The following is a 14,819-nucleotide window of genomic DNA, read 5'->3' as shown; positions in this document are numbered from 1 at the left end:
AGGGTGTCTCCCTTGCGTTTGAGCTGGCCAATTGTGAGTGGTACATCCCTTGTGGAACGCGGGCATTTCGGACGCTCTTTGCCTGATTTCGTACGAACGTAACGCGGCGTTCACAGTCGGCCATTGACTGCCATTCACTCACTCGAAACTCTGCATAGGCATATGCAGTCAGGTGAGGGGCAGCCTTGATCAAATTCGACGCGGTGAGCATGAGCTATCCAAACGGAACCACGGCCGTGGACGATCTGTCCCTGGAGCTGGCCGAGGGCGGCATCACGGTCCTGGTCGGTCCCTCCGGCTGTGGCAAGACCACGACCCTGCGCATGGTCAACCGCATGGTGGAGCCGACAGCCGGGACGGTGAGCCTGCGCGGCCGGGACATCCGGGAGGTGAATGCCCCTGAGCTGCGCCGTGGCATCGGATACGTGATCCAGCACGCCGGGCTGTTCCCGCACCGGACGATCCTCGACAACATCGCGACGGTGCCGCTGCTGCTCGGCTGGAGCCGGAAGAAGGCGCGGGCGCGTGCGGCGGAACTGCTGGAACTGGTGGGCCTGCCGGCCGAGATGGCGGGGCGCTACCCGAGCCAGCTTTCCGGCGGGCAGCAGCAGCGCGTCGGGGTGGCCAGGGCGCTCGGTGCCGACCCGCCGGTGCTGCTGATGGACGAGCCGTTCAGCGCGGTCGACCCGATCGTGCGAGCGGAATTGCAGGCGGAGTTCATACGGCTGCAAAAGGAGCTGCACAAGACGATCGTGTTCGTCACCCATGACATCGACGTCGCGATCAAACTCGGCGACAACATCGCGGTGTTCCGGACCGGAGGCAAGCTCGCTCAGTTCGACACCCCCGAGCGGCTGCTCGCTCACCCCGCCGACGACTTCGTGGCCGGGTTCGTCGGCCAGGACCGGGGCATCCGCCGACTGTCCTTCGTCAATGCGGCCGAAGTGACCCTCCGCGACAATGCGGTGCTGCCGGCGATCTCTCCCGTGGCACGGGCCAGGGCGGCGGAAGAGCCGTGGGTGCTCGTCGTCGACGACCAGCGGCGACCGCTCGGCTGGGTCGCGGTCGCGGAGCTGCCGGAGAGCGGCACCCTCGCGGACGCGCCTCTCGCGCCGCTCGGCCACACCTTCAGCCTTGCCGGCGACTCGGCGCGGGCCGCCCTCGACTCGGCGCTCCTGTCGCCGTCCCGGCTCGCGGTGGGTGTGGACGCGGACGGCGCGGTCGTCGGAGTCGCGGACGCGCACGAACTGTCCGCCGCGGCAGCCGCCGCCGAGGTGCCCGAAGCGACGGCTGCCGTGGAAGCGGCGCCCGAGGTCACCAAGGGCGGCGGCCCGGAGCCCGGGGTCGCCAAGAGCGAGGACGCGAAGACCGGGGACGCGGCCGGTGCCGGCAGCCCTGGCGGTGGTGAGCGATGAGCGGCGGTGAACCGCTGCTCCGGTGGGACTGGATCGGCGACCACATCGGCGAGCTGGCCGACTACACCGGGGTTCACCTGCGACTCGGCCTGCTACCGGTGCTGTTCGGACTGATCATCTCGGTGCCCCTCGGCATCCTCTGCCACCGCTGGCGGTGGTTGTACGCACCGGTGCTGACCATGGCCAACATCCTGTACTCGATCCCGTCACTGGCCCTGTTCATGATCTTCGTCAAGTACACCGGGCTGACGGAACGCACCGTGATGATCCCGCTGACGCTCTACACGCTCTCGGTCCTGGTGCCCAACGTCGTGGACGGGCTGGCCTCCGTCCCCGAACCGGTCCGCCAGGCGGCCACCGCGCTGGGCTTCGCCCCGGTACGCCGTGTCGTCCAGGTCGAACTGCCGATCGCCGTACCCGTCGTCATCGCCGGCGTACGCGTCGCCGCCGTCTCGTCCATCAGCCTCGTCGCCGTGGGACAGCTGATCGGGCAGGGCGGTCTCGGCTACTACATCACCCGTGGCCTCCAGCTCGACTTCCCGACCCCGATCGTCACCGCGATCGTGCTGATCATGCTGCTGGCGCTCACCACCGACGCGCTGCTGGTCCTGGCGCAGCGGCTGCTGACCCCGTGGTCCCGGAGCAAGGTGACGGCGTCATGAACGATCTCCTGAACCAACTCGGGCTCGTGGGGGACTGGATGACGTCCTCCAAGCAGTGGCACGGAGCGGAAGGAATCCCGCAGCGGCTCCTGGAGCACCTCACCTACAGCGGCCTTTCGCTGCTGTTCGCCGCCCTGATCGGGCTGACACTCGGGCTGCTCGTCGGGCACACCGGCCGCGGGGCGTTCGCCGTGGCCAGTGTCGCCAACCTCGCCCGTGCGATCCCCACCTTCGGCCTGGTGGTCCTCGTCGTCACGCTCGCCGGGCTCAGCACCACCCCGGTACTGGTCGCCCTGGTAGCGCTCGCGATCCCGCCGATCCTCATCAACACCTTCGAGGGAGTCCGGGGCGTGGACCCCGCCACCAGGGACGCCGCGCGCGGGGTCGGCATGACCGAGTGGGAAGTCCTGGTGCGGGTGGAGGTACCGATGGCGCTGCCGCTGATCCTGCTGGGCCTCAGGGTGGCCGCGATCCAGGTCGTGGCCACCGCGACCATCGCGGCCTATCCGGGGCTCGGCGGCCTGGGCCGCTTCATCGTCGACGGGCTCTCCCGCAACGACTACGAACTGGTCATCGGCGGCTCGGCCGTCGTCGTCGTCCTGGCGCTCGTCGTCCAGATCCTGTTCACCGCGCTACGGCGCGTCATCGTCTCGCCGGGCCTCAGGGTCTCGGCGTCCAAGTCCTGAGTCTGTACCGAGCCCCCGGCTCCGAGAAAGGAAACACCCATGAGAGGCATCCACCGCGGCGCCGCCTTCGCTCTGATCGCCGCGCTGTCGCTGACCGCCTGCGGCGGCGGCGACAGCGACGACAACCCGCTGACGGGCAGCGGCGGCGACAGCGGCGACGACAAGTCCATCGTCGTCGGCTCGGCGAACTTCCCCGAGAGCCAGCTGCTCGCCGAGATCTACGCCGAGGCACTGGAGGCCAAGGGCCTGAAGGTGACCCGTAAGTTCGACATCGGGGCCCGTGAGGTCTACTACGACCAGGTCGTCAAGGGAGGCATCCAGGTCTTCCCGGAGTACAACGGCGCCCTGCTGGCGGTGGCGGTCGATAAGAAGAGCACGGCGACCAGCACGGAGGCCATCAACGCCGAGCTGAAGAAGAAGCTCCCGTCGTCGGTGGAGATCCTGGACTCCGCCGAGGCTCAGGACAAGGACTCGGTCACGGTCACCGCCGAGACCGCCAAGAAGTACAACCTCAAGACCATCGCCGACCTGAAGCCGGTCGCGGGGGACTGGGGAATCGGTGCCGGCTCGGAGTTCAAGACCCGTACACAGGGATGGGTCGGTCTGAAGAAGCTCTACGGCGTCGAGTTCGGGAAGTTCCAGCCGCTCGACGCGGGTGCCCAGAGCACTCTGCTGAAGCTGCTGAACTCGGGCAAGGTGCAGGCCGCCAACATCTACACCACCGATCCCGCCATCGTCGGGGACAAGCTGGTGGTGCTGGAGGACCCGAAGAACCTCTTCGCCTCGCAGAACGTCACACCTCTGGTCTACAAGTCCGCGGTCAACGACACGGCCAGAGCGGCGCTCAACGGCGTCTCGGCCAAGCTCACCACCGAGGACCTGCTGGGCATGATGAAGAAGCTCGTCAACGACAAGGAGGACACCGGCACCGTCGCCAAGGAGTGGTTGACGAAGGCCGGCCTCGCGACCTGACCGGTTCGGTCACTCCGATACCGTCCGCTCCCGCGCTCCGCCACAGACCGGGCAGGAGCGCGGGGAGCGAGTAGGACCGGCTGGGAACTCAGAATGCGGTACTGCATTCGCCGGGCAAGCCCCCCAGGGGTGGCCCCTCTCGGCGGCAGACCGCGACCGACCTCCGACCGATCTGCGGCCACGCCAGTTTGGGCTGGTCCGAACCCGGTCTCGATGGTCAGCGGGCGAGGGAGACGGCGAAGGGCTTGAAGCCGCGTCGGCGCAGGACGTGGGGAACCACGAGGATCATGGCCTCGGCGGCGCGGGCCGTGGTGACGCCGCCGAGGTCCTCGATCCACGCGGGCTGCCAGCCCAGGTCGCCGAGCAGGCCGGTGACGGTCTTCTTCGCGTTCTGGTCATCGCCCGAGAGATAGGCGGTCGGTGGGGTGGCCAGGCTTTCGGGAGCGGTCATGACCATGAACAACATGGTGTTGAGGGTCTTGACCACATGAGTGTCGGGGAGCGCGGCCTGGAGCTTTTCGGCGAGGCTGCTGCCGGGATAGCACAAGTCGCCGGGCAGGCCGTCATCGGCGTCGCGGGTGGCGTTGGAGACATCGACGAGGAGTTTTCCGGAGAGCTCGGTGCGCAGGCCGACCAGGCGGTCCAGGGAAGTGTCGCCGGGCGTCGCGTTGATCACGATGTCCGCGGTGCGGGCGGCGGTGCGCTGGTCGGCGAAGGCCGTCTGCGGGGCGGTGCCGGCGGCAAGGGCTGCGGTCTCGTCCGGGTTCCGGACACCGAGGGTGACACGGTGTCCGGCTGCCGAGAGCTTGCCGGCGAGGTTGGCGCCGACGCGGCCGGCGCCCAGGATGCCGATGCTGGTCATGGGGTGATGCTCCTTGCGGTCTCGGGTGGGTAGCAGAGGTGCCCGGTCAGGCGATCGGCGACAGGACCTCGAGGGCGGCGGTGTGGATGCCGGGGGCGGTGGCCAGGAAGTCGCGGCTGCCCGTGTTCCAGGGCTCGCCCGCCAGGTCGGTGACGGTGCCTCCGGCCTCGGAGACCAGCAGCGCACCGGCGACCAGACCGGAGCGAACGTCGGAGAACTGCCAGAAGGCGTCCGTGCGTCCGGCGGCGACGTGGATGAGCTGCATCGTGGCGGGAACGGACACGCGCACGACCAGGCCGTTGACGAGCATGGCGGTGACCGAGTCACCGATCCGCCGGAAGGTGCACTCGTCCTCGCCGGGTTTGGCCTGGCCGGTGCCGACGAGCGCAGCGCCCAGATCGGTCTTGGCGGACACCTTCAGGGGCCGGTCGTTGAGGCGGGCGCCGCCGCCGGCGACGGCGGTGTAGGTGTCGCCGGTCAGTGGCAGGTGGACGACGGTGAGCACTGGCTGGTTGTCGCGGACCAGGGTGGCGGTGACGGCCCAGTCCTCCATGCCGTGGACGTGGTTGATGTTGCCCTCGGCGGGGTCGACGACCCACCACTCCCCGGGCGGGAGCGCGCCGCCGGCGAGTTCGTCGTCGGCCCACTGTGATCCGGGCCGGGCCCGCAGCAGCGGCTCCCGCAGCACGTCCAGCACCGCGTCGTCGTTGGCGTGAATCTCAGCGACGACCTCGACCAGACTCACGCCCCGGGCGTGCGGGGTGTGGCGGTCGCGCAGGGTGAGGCCGGCGGTCTTCACCGCGGCGGTCACCTCGGACAGGAGCGTCGTGTCGGCGGCGAAAGGCATGACTGTGCTCATGGCGGGCTCCCTGGGGTTCGATGTGCGGGGCGGCTTGTCTCGCGCCCGCACTTCGAAGGTAGGGCGCCCGATCATGAACAACAAGTGCATGCTATTCACTCGTAGAATTACTGGCATGCAACTGGATCTGAACCTGCTCACGGCCCTGGACGCACTGCTGGAAGAGGGCAGCGTCGCCGGCGCCGCAGCGCGCCTTCACGTCACCGCACCGGCGATGAGCCGCTCCCTGGGCCGCATCCGCAAGGCCACCGGCGACCAGATCCTGGTCCGCACCGGCCGCAGCATGGTCCCCACCACCCGTGCGCTGGCCATGCGCGCCCAGGTCCACGCCCTCGTACAGCAGGCCCACCACCTGCTGTCCGCGCAGCAAGAACTCGACCTGGCAGCTCTGGACCGGGTGTTCACCGTGCGGTGGCACGACGCCCTGACCGCCGCCTGCGGCACCGCCCTGATCACCGCCGTCCACCGCCAGGCCCCCGGCGTCCGGCTGCGCCTGTCCGCCGAACCCGGGACGGACGACTCCGAGCTGCGCCGGGGTGAGGTCGACCTCGAATCGAGCTCCAGCGCTCCGACACTCCCCGACATCCGCCACCGCCTCGTCGGCAGCGACCGGCTGGTCGTCGCCGTCCGGCCAGGCCACCCCCTGACCGAAGGCCCGCTGAGCATCGAGCGCTACGCAGCCGCCGAACACCTCACCGTTTCGCGACGCGGAAGCCTGCGCGACCCGATCGACGACGCCCTGACCACCCGCGGCCTCGAACGACGCGTCGTCGCCGCCGGGCCCACCGCCGCCTTCGCACTGCAACTCGCCCTCGACACCGACCTGGTCGTCACCCTCCCCGACGCGGTCACCCGCGCAGCCCGGGACCGACTCGGCCTGGCCACACTGCCGCCGCCACTCCCACTGCCCGACGTCCCCCTGTACCTGCTGTGGCACCAGCGCTACGACGACGACCGCGCCCACACCTGGCTGCGAGACCTGGCCACCGAAGCCGTCCAGGCACTCTTCGCACCACCGACCGCCCCTCAACAGACCCTCATCAACCCGACCGGGCAGTGACGGACACGCAGGGGGAAGGCGCCGTGGTGGCCATGTCACGAGAGCAAGTCCGTTGCGTATGGCTACGGTTCCGGGGGAGGTTGAGGGCCGGAGCAGGAACCACTTCGGCATCGAGTTGGACATCGCCTGAGGTAACCAAAGGCCGACAGCTTCACCGTTTGCTCTGTTGGTGCTGCAATCCGCCGTGAGCGGCCACCTGCCACGAGTGAATGCTGTTCGTTCGCCGGATCGGAGACCGCGCGTCCTCGGCGCCGACGCCTACGCCGCGATCGGCGCTCGGGCCAGCAGCCTTGGCCGACTACCGGAGACTGTGCTGCCAGACCGCTATGTCGCTGCCGAACCCCACCACCAGCCGCCCTTCGGACGTCATGGTCAGGGCGGTCACCTCCGAGGTGAACACCAGATCCGAGCCCACTTGACGGTGGGTAGCCATGTCCCACACTCGTACCGTCCGGTCGTCACCGCCTGCGGCGACGAGGGGACGGCCGTCGACCACGGCCGTTGCGAGGGCCCACACCGGACCGGCGTGGCCGGTCAGGGGTACACGTTCCGTCACTTCCGTGCGGGCGGCCACGTCCCACACCTGAACCTGCCCGTTCCAGTTGCCTGTTATGGCGACCAGGCGGCCGCCCACGACAGAGGTAGTCAGCGATACCCGCTGCTGGGCGCCCCCCGTCGAGGGTGCAATCCGTCCGCGATATTGATGCTCAGTCAGGCACCATGCGTGGACGGTACTGTCGTCGTGCAGAGTGATGGCCGTTGGGCGGCCGTTCACCAACGCCATTGCCACCGCCCCCACCGCGCCGATGCGCCCCGCCGATGGGTCGCTCACGAATTCACACACGTTTTCCCCCGTGGCTGGGTCCCACAGGAGCAGCCGAGGAACGCATTGCCTACCAATCAGAACCACAGGCCGACCGTTCAGCAGGCCCGTCGCCGCCGCCCACGCCCCACCAGCGAAACTCGCCACAGGTCGGCCGTCGGCCAGATCCCATGACTGCACCAGCGCAGACGGGTCGGCGATGACAGCAAGGGCGCGGCCATCCACCATCTTCGTCGCCACAGCCCACACTGAGCCACGGGCGGGCAGCGAGGCACCAATCCGCTCACCTGTTGCCAGGTCCCATACCAGCACGGCTTCGTCGTCGGCTCCAGTGACGGCGACCGCGCGCCCGTCAACCATCGCTGTCGCCGCCGACCGTACCCAGTCAGCGTGTCCGGTCGCCGCCTTGGTGGACCCGGCGATCACACCGCCGGTGGCCCATTCCACCCGCCACGCCATCTCCGGGTCCGCGGCCCGTGTCGCCGCCGACTCGCCGCGGGTACCGCCCTCATGCACCAGGTCCGTCATGACCGGGACGCTAGCCACTCGCTCCTTGGAGGAGAAACGAAAATTCCGCCGGCTGTCACGGTAGTGCGGCAACTGCCGCCGGGGCAGTTGAAACCGCGGGGAAGGGTGCGCTTCTGGAGCCCTCGTCCGTGCCGGGGCACGCCGCGAATGCAGGGGTGGATCACCAGGCCATCTCACCGTGACGGTCGCGGAAGGTTCCGGTCGGGCCGTCCGGCCCGATGGTGGCGAGTTCGACGATCGCGTCGGTGCCCTCGGTCACGGTCTGCGGGCCGCTGTGCCCGTTGAAGTCGGTCGCTGTGTAGCCCGGGTCGGCCGCGTTCACTTTCACATCCGGCCAGGACTTCGCGTACTGCGTGGTCAGCATGGTCACCGCGGCCTTCGACGCCGTGTAGAGCGGCGCGAGGTTCCTCGACTCGACGCGCTCGGCGTCGTGGGTGGCCGCGAACGACCCCATGCCGCTCGACACATTGACGATGACCGGGTGCGCGGACTTGCGCAGCAGCGGCAGGAACGCGTGCGTGACCCGGACGATCCCCACGACATTGACGTCGAACACCTCGCCGGCGTCAGCGGCTGTGATCTGGTCGGCGAGGTTGTGCGTCCCGAAAACACCCGCGTTGTTGATCAGGACGTCGATGCCGCCCTCGCGAGCCTCGATATGGGCGGCGGCAGCGGCCACCGATGCGTCGTCGGTCACGTCGATCTGGACGAAACGGGCCCCGAGTGCGTCGGCGGCCGCGCGGCCGCGTTCCGGATCACGAGCGCCGATGAGGACGGTGTGGCCGGCCTCGATCAGGCGGCGGGCGGTCTCGTACCCGAGGGACTTGTTGGCTCCTGTGATGAATGTGGTCGTCATGCGTCCACTCTCGGCCCGTGGTGAGAGGCCGGCCAGTGCTCTCCGTGACGGTAGGACCGTCAGTACCAGGCACGACGACGGCACGGCGGACACAATGACTGAGTGGACGAGACCCTGGGCACGGCACTGCACCGCTGGCGCGACCGCCTCTCTCCCGCCGACGTCGGACTGACCGCACGGCCCGGACGACGAGCGGTGGGGCTGCGCCGCGAGGAACTGGCGGAACTCGCCGGGCTGTCGGTCGACTACGTGGTCCGCCTGGAACAGGGACGGGCCACAAGCCCTTCGGCACAGGTCGTCGCGAGCCTGACCAGGGCACTGCAACTGCAGCCCATGGAGCGCGATCACGCCTACCGGCTGGCCGGCCTCCTGCCTCCCCAGGAGGGGACGATCTCCACGCATGTTCCGGCCGGGGTCCAACGGATGCTGGCCCGCCTCGGGGAGTTCCCCGTGGGTGTGTTCAGTGCCGACTGGACCTTGCTGTCCTGGACCCCCGCATGGTCAGTCCTGATCGGCGACCCCAGCGCACGGACACACGACGAGCGCAACCTGGCACGGGCGGTCTTCGCCGCAGGGCCCAGCCGGCTCGCGTCCTGGCCCGTGCTTCAGGACGACGACGCCCTGAAACGCGCCTTCGTCGCCGACCTGCGCACAGCTCTCGTCGACTACCCCCGCGACCGCGGCCTGACCGACCTCGTAGAGGAACTGCGGTCCACCAGCGCGGAGTTCGCCCGCCTGTGGGACGAGGGCACGGTCGGCCCGCACGTCTCGGCCCGCAAGACCGTCGTACACCCCCAGGTGGGCGAGGTGGTCTGCGACTGCGACGTGCTCACCGTCCCAGGCTGCGACATCCGCCTCGTCGTCTACACGGTGGCCGCGGGTTCCACCGACGCGGAGAAGCTGGAGTTCCTACGGGTCACCAACGGCGGCCGCGCCGACGGCCCCACGCCTCCGGGGCCCGGGCTGTTCTCCACGCCGTAACGATCGGGCCGGCCGGATCCCGTCCAGCAAGCAGAGATCATGTTTGCCAGTGAAAACGACCCCACGGCGACGATTCCCGACCTCCAGTGGACAAGGACAGCGACGCCGCCGCGAACAAGCCAACCTCTGACGAGTTAATCCAGTGTTTCGGCACGGGTGGTCGATCACTGCCGGCGAGCCGCTAGGATCACGGCATGATTACGGCTTGGTCGCCCTGGCGCATCGTCAGGACCCGCTCTGGTGCGGGTCCGCTGCTGCGCGTGCTGGCCATGGCCGTGCTCCTGTTCGGCGTCCTGGTGACGCACGGCGTGCACGTGGAAAGCGTCAAGGGACACCTCTCCGCCGGCGCAACGGCCTTCACCGCACCGTCGGACGGCGGCGTTCGCCATGCGGCCGTCGCGGCTGCGGTGCTGCCGGCTGCGGATGCCGACGATCACCCTGGGGGCCATGGGCCGTCACATCCTGGTGAGCACTGCGTATCCGGAGCGCCTCAGCAGGCTTCCGCCCTGGCATCGCCCTGCTTCGCAGCGTCGGTTCGCGAATCGACCGGTTCCTATGACGCCGCGACCATTCGAGGGCCGACCGCTGGTGGGCCCATGGGCGGTGAGTCTCCCGTGGCTCTCAGAGCGGCCTCCGTGGTGCGGCAGATCTAGAGGTACGCAGTTCCTCCAACCGGCCTGCCGGATGTCACCGGTTCGGCTGGTACCGCGCGACGAGCGTCCTGCCCGTGCTCATGATGGGGCGTCACGTTCGTCGAAGCCGTCCTGCCCCCACCCAAGTCTGCGCCTCACTCCGTGCTTGCCGGAGACGTGGCAGCAGCGCGGAGGACCCGTGTCGACCCAGTCCCGTATGCCCGCGCACCCCCTGTGGCCGCCGTGCGGCTCATCGTTGTCCCGCCGATTCGTCTCGGCGATCCGCGGCGCCCTCGTGATGGCGCTCGTGCTCTGCGCCGTCCTGCACGGCGTGCCCGAGGAGACGCACGAGTCGGTGTCCATTCCCGCCGCCGTCTCGGCGATGGCAGCGGACAAGGACCGGCATGGCCCCCACGCTCCCCACGGGGCCGAGGAATGTGCGGCGGACGTGATCGTGCGCACCGCGGCCCAGCCGGCCGAGGAACTTGCCCTCGGCGCGATGGCTGTCGTGCTCCTTGCCGTGTCCTTGGTGGCCGGGAGGCCCCTCCTACGGCGTGATCGCCGTAGACGTCGCAGCGCACGCACCGGCCGCCTGGCGCTCGCTCGTACATCGCGGTGGCGGATCTAGACCACTCGCTCGCAGCCGGCTGACTTCACGGCTGCCGCGTGCCCATGGCCTGGGCGCGGACCCACGGTCCGCCCCCTGGCCAGGACGTGCGAGATGAACCGCACCGGTATTCATCGAGCGAGAGTGAACACAAAGACATGCAGTCATTGACCAAGGCCGCGACCCCCTCCGGCCAGTCCGCCCTGTCCGGGCTGGTGGGCAACACCCCGCTGCTGCGGGTGTCGGAGCCGCTGGCCCCGACCGGGCGTGGCTTCTGGGCGAAGCTCGAAGGCTTCAACCCCGGCGGCATCAAGGACCGTCCGGGGCTGCACATGGTGGAGCGGGCCCGTGCCCGGGGCGACCTGCGGCCCGGCGGGCGGATCATCGAGTCCACCAGCGGGACCCTGGGACTGGGACTGGCTCTGGCCGGGATGGTGTACGGCCATCCGGTCACCCTGGTCACCGATCCGGGGCTGGAGCTGTCCATGACCAGGCTGCTGACCGCGTACGGCGCCCAGGTCAACGTCGTCTCCGAGCCGCACCCCACAGGTGGGTGGCAGCAGGCCCGCCGCGACCGCGTACAGCGGCTGCTGGAGCAGCACCCCGGCTCCTGGTGCCCGGACCAGTACAACAACCCCGACAACGTCGCCGCCTACACACCGCTGGCTCTCGAACTCGCCTCCGAGATGGGTCACATCGACGTGCTGGTGTGCAGCGTCGGCACCGGCGGCCACTCGGCCGGCGTCTCCCGCGTTCTGCGCCAGCTCTACCCCGAGCTGACCGTCGTCGGCGTGGACACCATCGGCTCCACGGTCTTCGGACAGCCGGCCCGACCCCGCCTGATGCGCGGCCTCGGCTCCAGCATCTACCCCCGCAACGTCGCCTACGAGAACTTCTCCGAGGTGCACTGGGTCGCCCCGCACGAGGCGGTGTGGACCTGCCGCCAACTGGCCGCCTCCCACTACGCCACCGGCGGCTGGAGCGTCGGCGCGGTCGCGCTGGTGGCCGGCTGGCTGGCCCGGACGATGCCGGCGGACGCACGGATCGTCTCGATCTTCCCCGACGGTCCGCAGCGATACCTGGGGACCGTCTACGACGACGACTACTGCGCCGCCCACGGCCTGCTGGACTCGCCACCGGCACCCGAACCGGAGCTGCTCGGCCGCCTGGACGAGAAGGAGGTCACCCGCTGGACCCGGTGCACCACCGTCGTCGACCCCCTCACGCTGCAAGGCGCTCAGGGCGCGTCGGACGTCGAGTCCGAGGCTTCGGGGGAGGAGGACCGGTGAAGGGGCTGCTCACCCAGGTCCGGTCGTACGAGGGCAGCGTCCAGCTGTTGATGGTCAACCAGTTCACCATCAACCTCGGCTTCTACATGCTGATGCCCTATCTGGCCGCCCACCTCTCCGGGACGCTCGGGCTGGCCGGCTGGATCGTCGGACTCGTCCTCGGCGTACGCAACTTCAGCCAGCAGGGCATGTTCCTGGTCGGCGGCACCCTCGCCGACCGGCTCGGCTACAAGCCGCTGATCGTCGCCGGATGCGTGCTGCGCACCCTCGGCTTCGCGACGCTCGCACTGGTCGATTCCCTGCCTGCCCTGCTGGCAGCGTCCGCGGCCACCGGACTGGCCGGGGCGCTGTTCAACCCGGCCGTACGGGCGTACCTCGCGGCCGACGCCGGGGAGCGCAGGGTCGAGGCGTTCGCGCTGTTCAACGTGTTCTACCAGGCAGGCATCCTGCTGGGCCCGCTGGCGGGCATGGTGCTGACGGGCGTGGACTTCCGCATCACCTGCCTGGTGTCGGCCGGGATCTTCGCGCTGCTGAGCGTCGTACAGATCCGCGCGCTGCCCGCCAGGAGGTCGGAGGACGCCAAGCGGCAGGACGCTCACGCTGGCCAGGGTGTGCTCGCCCAGTGGCGCGGCATCCTCGCCAACCGGCCGTTCCTGCTCTTCTCCATCGCCATGATCGGTTCGTACGTCCTGTCCTTCCAGGTCTACCTGGCGCTGCCGCTGGAGGTACGCCGGCTCGGCGGCGACGGGGAGTTCGGAACGGCGGCGGTGGCGATGCTCTTCGCCGTCTCCGGTCTGACCACGATCCTCGGTCAGACGCGGGTGACGGCGTGGTGCAAGGCGCGGTACGAGCCAGGACAGGCACTCGTGCGCGGACTGGCGGCGATGGGACTGGCCTTCGTGCCCCTGCTGCTCGCCACCGCCGTACCCGTACCGGAGTCCGGGATCGGGCTGTGGCTGCTCGCAGCGGTTCCGCCGACGCTCGCCGCACTGTTGCTGGCCATCGGCACGATGATCGCCTACCCGTTCGAGATGGACACCATCGTCCGCCTCTCCGGTGACCGCCTCGTCGCCACCCACTACGGGCTGTACAACACGATCTGCGGCATCGGCATCACCGTCGGGAACCTCGGCACGGGCGCCGCGCTCGACGCCGCCCGCGCGGCCGGGATGCCCGCGCTGCCCTGGATCACGTTGTGCGCGCTCGGCCTGGCCTGCGCGTCCGCCCTGTACGGCCTGCACCGCACCGGCCGACTGGCGGCGCCGCCGGCCTCCGAGCCGCTCGCCGCGACCGTCTGACCCACCGGCCCTCCGGCCCAGGGGCGGGGCACCACACGGTGCCCCGCCCCCTCCGGGAGCCGCCACGGCTCAGCTGACGGCCCGCGAGTCGGCGTCGGGGGCGACGGCGGTGGCAGCCGGCGAGGAATTGCGGCGCCGAGGTGGGCGCCGGCACGGTGACCACCCTCGACCGCGTGGAGCAAGCGGACCAGGACCGCGACGGCGGCCTGGCGCCCGGTGCCGCTATGGGCCCGTGCCGCGGTGAAGCGAGCTGCTCCGCCGTATGGCGTTGAAGAGCTTCGCCTGCGGCTCGGCAGGTGCCTGTCGCCGGGGAGAGGTGTCAGGGCGGACACGCCTCGACCGCGCTGAGGGCTGACGCCTGGTCGAGTACGACACTCACCTCGCCCATCTTGGTGTCGAGGACCACCGTGCCCGCGTTGAGACGCACCACCGAGCCGCAGACGGAGCCGGAAGGCGCGTCGACGCGGATCGCGGGACCCTTGTGTGGCGGCCCGTACCAGGTCGTTGCGACAGCGGTGACGAGAGTTGCGACGCAGAGGAGTGTGAGAGCGATGCCGCGTCTGAGCGCGGCGGCGGCGGAGCGGGCCTCCAGGTGATCGGCGACCGCGCGGCTCTCCACCGCGCTCATGGGTACGACGGTGGGGCGGCCGTGAGCCGCCCGTACCAGCAGCAGTGCCCCCGCGAGACCCGCGAGCAGCGCCAGCAGGAGCAGTACGCCGACTGCCACGGCCCAGGGCTCGGCAAGCTGGCCCACGTCGCTCCGACCGCGGACCAGGCTGAATCCGATGAGCCCCGCCAGCAGCGCACCCAGTGCGTTGCGCCAGGCGGTGGCGGTCTCGCGCACCCGGGGCAGTTCCGCCTCCAGCAGACGCTGGCGCTCGTGTGCGGCGCGCAGGTCCGCGGGGGCGGCGCCGTCGCCGGGTCCGACGGTCGGCATCAGGCGTCACTGCTGGAGATCCGCAGCATCCAGTACGCGCCGCACCCCTTGCGTCCTTCCGGCCGGTCGGGGTGATGCTCTTCGCACGCGCACACCACCGGCTCGTCGCGGACATCCGACGCCGGACGTGGCTGGGAGGGTCGGAACAGGGAGAGGATGCCGTCCAGCCCCCGGAAGACCATGTGTGGCAGCGGCACCTCCAACGGTGCGGCGCACCGCGGACAGGGACCGCTCAGCACGAGCAGGTCGGGACCGGCCTTCCGCAGGGTGAAGGTCTCCGCGGCCCGCGCGGCGTAGACGGGATCCGTGGTCTCGGCGTAGGGGGCGGGTTCATGCTGTGCGATGGTCAAGG

At 69.9% G+C, this 14,819-nt stretch carries 16 protein-coding genes; 10 read left to right on the top strand and 6 right to left on the bottom strand.

Annotated elements, in window-relative coordinates; translation table 11 throughout:
- Nucleotides 1-185: 185 nt before the first annotated feature.
- Genes ABEA82_RS26650 through ABEA82_RS26635 form a run of 4 tightly spaced genes read left to right on the top strand, consistent with a single transcriptional unit; the run spans nucleotide 186 to nucleotide 3,735 of the window.
- On the top strand, nucleotides 186-1,415 hold the full coding sequence (locus ABEA82_RS26650; RefSeq protein WP_345664199.1) for an ABC transporter ATP-binding protein: 1,230 nt from the start codon (nucleotides 186-188) through the stop codon (nucleotides 1,413-1,415).
- Nucleotides 1,412-2,077 (top strand): ABC transporter permease, encoded by a 666-nt coding sequence (locus tag ABEA82_RS26645; protein WP_345664198.1) that lies wholly within the window; start codon nucleotides 1,412-1,414, stop codon nucleotides 2,075-2,077. Before ABEA82_RS26650 ends, ABEA82_RS26645 begins: the two co-directional genes overlap by 4 nt.
- On the top strand, nucleotides 2,074-2,763 hold the full coding sequence (locus ABEA82_RS26640) for an ABC transporter permease (protein ID WP_345664197.1): 690 nt from the start codon (nucleotides 2,074-2,076) through the stop codon (nucleotides 2,761-2,763). Before ABEA82_RS26645 ends, ABEA82_RS26640 begins: the two co-directional genes overlap by 4 nt.
- Before the next feature lie 39 nt (nucleotides 2,764-2,802).
- A complete protein-coding gene (locus ABEA82_RS26635; RefSeq protein ID WP_425588555.1) occupies nucleotides 2,803-3,735 on the top strand; it encodes an ABC transporter substrate-binding protein in 933 nt (310 codons plus the stop codon).
- 217 nt (nucleotides 3,736-3,952) lie between these two features.
- Here the strand turns inward: ABEA82_RS26635 and ABEA82_RS26630 are convergent, their stop codons facing one another.
- Together ABEA82_RS26630 and ABEA82_RS26625 are read right to left on the bottom strand one after the other, a co-directional pair.
- On the bottom strand, nucleotides 3,953-4,597 hold the full coding sequence (locus ABEA82_RS26630; protein ID WP_345664196.1) for an NADPH-dependent F420 reductase: 645 nt from the start codon (nucleotides 4,595-4,597) through the stop codon (nucleotides 3,953-3,955).
- A 46-nt stretch (nucleotides 4,598-4,643) separates the two neighbouring features.
- On the bottom strand, nucleotides 4,644-5,456 hold the full coding sequence (locus tag ABEA82_RS26625) for an inositol monophosphatase family protein (RefSeq protein ID WP_345664195.1): 813 nt from the start codon (nucleotides 5,454-5,456) through the stop codon (nucleotides 4,644-4,646).
- Between the two features lie 115 nt (nucleotides 5,457-5,571).
- Between ABEA82_RS26625 and ABEA82_RS26620 the strand changes: the two genes are divergently transcribed.
- Entirely contained in the window at nucleotides 5,572-6,516 is a 945-nt protein-coding gene (locus ABEA82_RS26620; RefSeq protein ID WP_345664194.1) for a LysR family transcriptional regulator, read from the top strand.
- A gap of 298 nt (nucleotides 6,517-6,814) precedes the next feature.
- On the opposite strand, the gene ABEA82_RS26615 is transcribed toward ABEA82_RS26620, so the two are convergent.
- Together ABEA82_RS26615 and ABEA82_RS26610 are read right to left on the bottom strand one after the other, a co-directional pair.
- A complete protein-coding gene (locus ABEA82_RS26615; protein ID WP_345664193.1) occupies nucleotides 6,815-7,867 on the bottom strand; it encodes a WD40 repeat domain-containing protein in 1,053 nt (350 codons plus the stop codon).
- Between the two features lie 160 nt (nucleotides 7,868-8,027).
- Nucleotides 8,028-8,723, bottom strand: a complete 696-nt coding sequence (locus ABEA82_RS26610) for an SDR family NAD(P)-dependent oxidoreductase (RefSeq protein ID WP_345664192.1) — start codon at nucleotides 8,721-8,723, stop codon at nucleotides 8,028-8,030.
- 102 nt (nucleotides 8,724-8,825) lie between these two features.
- On the opposite strand from ABEA82_RS26610, the gene ABEA82_RS26605 reads away from it, so the two are divergent.
- The 5 genes from ABEA82_RS26605 (at nucleotide 8,826) to ABEA82_RS26585 (ending at nucleotide 13,530) form a co-directional block, all read left to right on the top strand.
- Nucleotides 8,826-9,704: a helix-turn-helix transcriptional regulator gene (locus ABEA82_RS26605; RefSeq protein ID WP_345664191.1), complete on the top strand. Its 879-nt coding sequence runs from the start codon at nucleotides 8,826-8,828 to the stop codon at nucleotides 9,702-9,704.
- A 194-nt stretch (nucleotides 9,705-9,898) separates the two neighbouring features.
- The gene (locus ABEA82_RS26600) at nucleotides 9,899-10,357 is read left to right on the top strand and encodes a hypothetical protein (RefSeq protein ID WP_345664190.1); all 459 of its coding nucleotides are present in this window, start codon (nucleotides 9,899-9,901) and stop codon (nucleotides 10,355-10,357) included.
- A gap of 178 nt (nucleotides 10,358-10,535) precedes the next feature.
- Nucleotides 10,536-10,964: a hypothetical protein gene (locus ABEA82_RS26595; protein ID WP_345664189.1), complete on the top strand. Its 429-nt coding sequence runs from the start codon at nucleotides 10,536-10,538 to the stop codon at nucleotides 10,962-10,964.
- 137 nt (nucleotides 10,965-11,101) lie between these two features.
- Nucleotides 11,102-12,232: a PLP-dependent cysteine synthase family protein gene (locus tag ABEA82_RS26590; RefSeq protein ID WP_345664188.1), complete on the top strand. Its 1,131-nt coding sequence runs from the start codon at nucleotides 11,102-11,104 to the stop codon at nucleotides 12,230-12,232.
- Nucleotides 12,229-13,530 (top strand): MFS transporter, encoded by a 1,302-nt coding sequence (locus ABEA82_RS26585; protein WP_345664187.1) that lies wholly within the window; start codon nucleotides 12,229-12,231, stop codon nucleotides 13,528-13,530. The genes ABEA82_RS26590 and ABEA82_RS26585 overlap by 4 nt, the downstream gene beginning before the upstream one ends.
- A gap of 319 nt (nucleotides 13,531-13,849) precedes the next feature.
- Here ABEA82_RS26585 and ABEA82_RS26580 read toward each other — a convergent pair whose 3' ends face one another.
- Both ABEA82_RS26580 and ABEA82_RS26575 read right to left on the bottom strand, forming a co-directional pair.
- Nucleotides 13,850-14,467, bottom strand: coding sequence for a hypothetical protein (locus tag ABEA82_RS26580; protein WP_345664186.1), 618 nt, complete (start codon nucleotides 14,465-14,467; stop codon nucleotides 13,850-13,852).
- Nucleotides 14,467-14,817, bottom strand: a complete 351-nt coding sequence (locus ABEA82_RS26575; protein ID WP_345664185.1) for a hypothetical protein — start codon at nucleotides 14,815-14,817, stop codon at nucleotides 14,467-14,469. Before ABEA82_RS26575 ends, ABEA82_RS26580 begins: the two co-directional genes overlap by 1 nt.
- Nucleotides 14,818-14,819 lie beyond the last annotated feature (2 nt).

The organism is Streptomyces venetus, from assembly GCF_039540295.1.
GTDB classification, from domain to species: Bacteria; Actinomycetota; Actinomycetes; order Streptomycetales; family Streptomycetaceae; genus Streptomyces; species Streptomyces venetus.
Note: the sequence above shows the minus strand (reverse complement) of the source record. Positions and strands in the feature narration are given on the sequence as shown.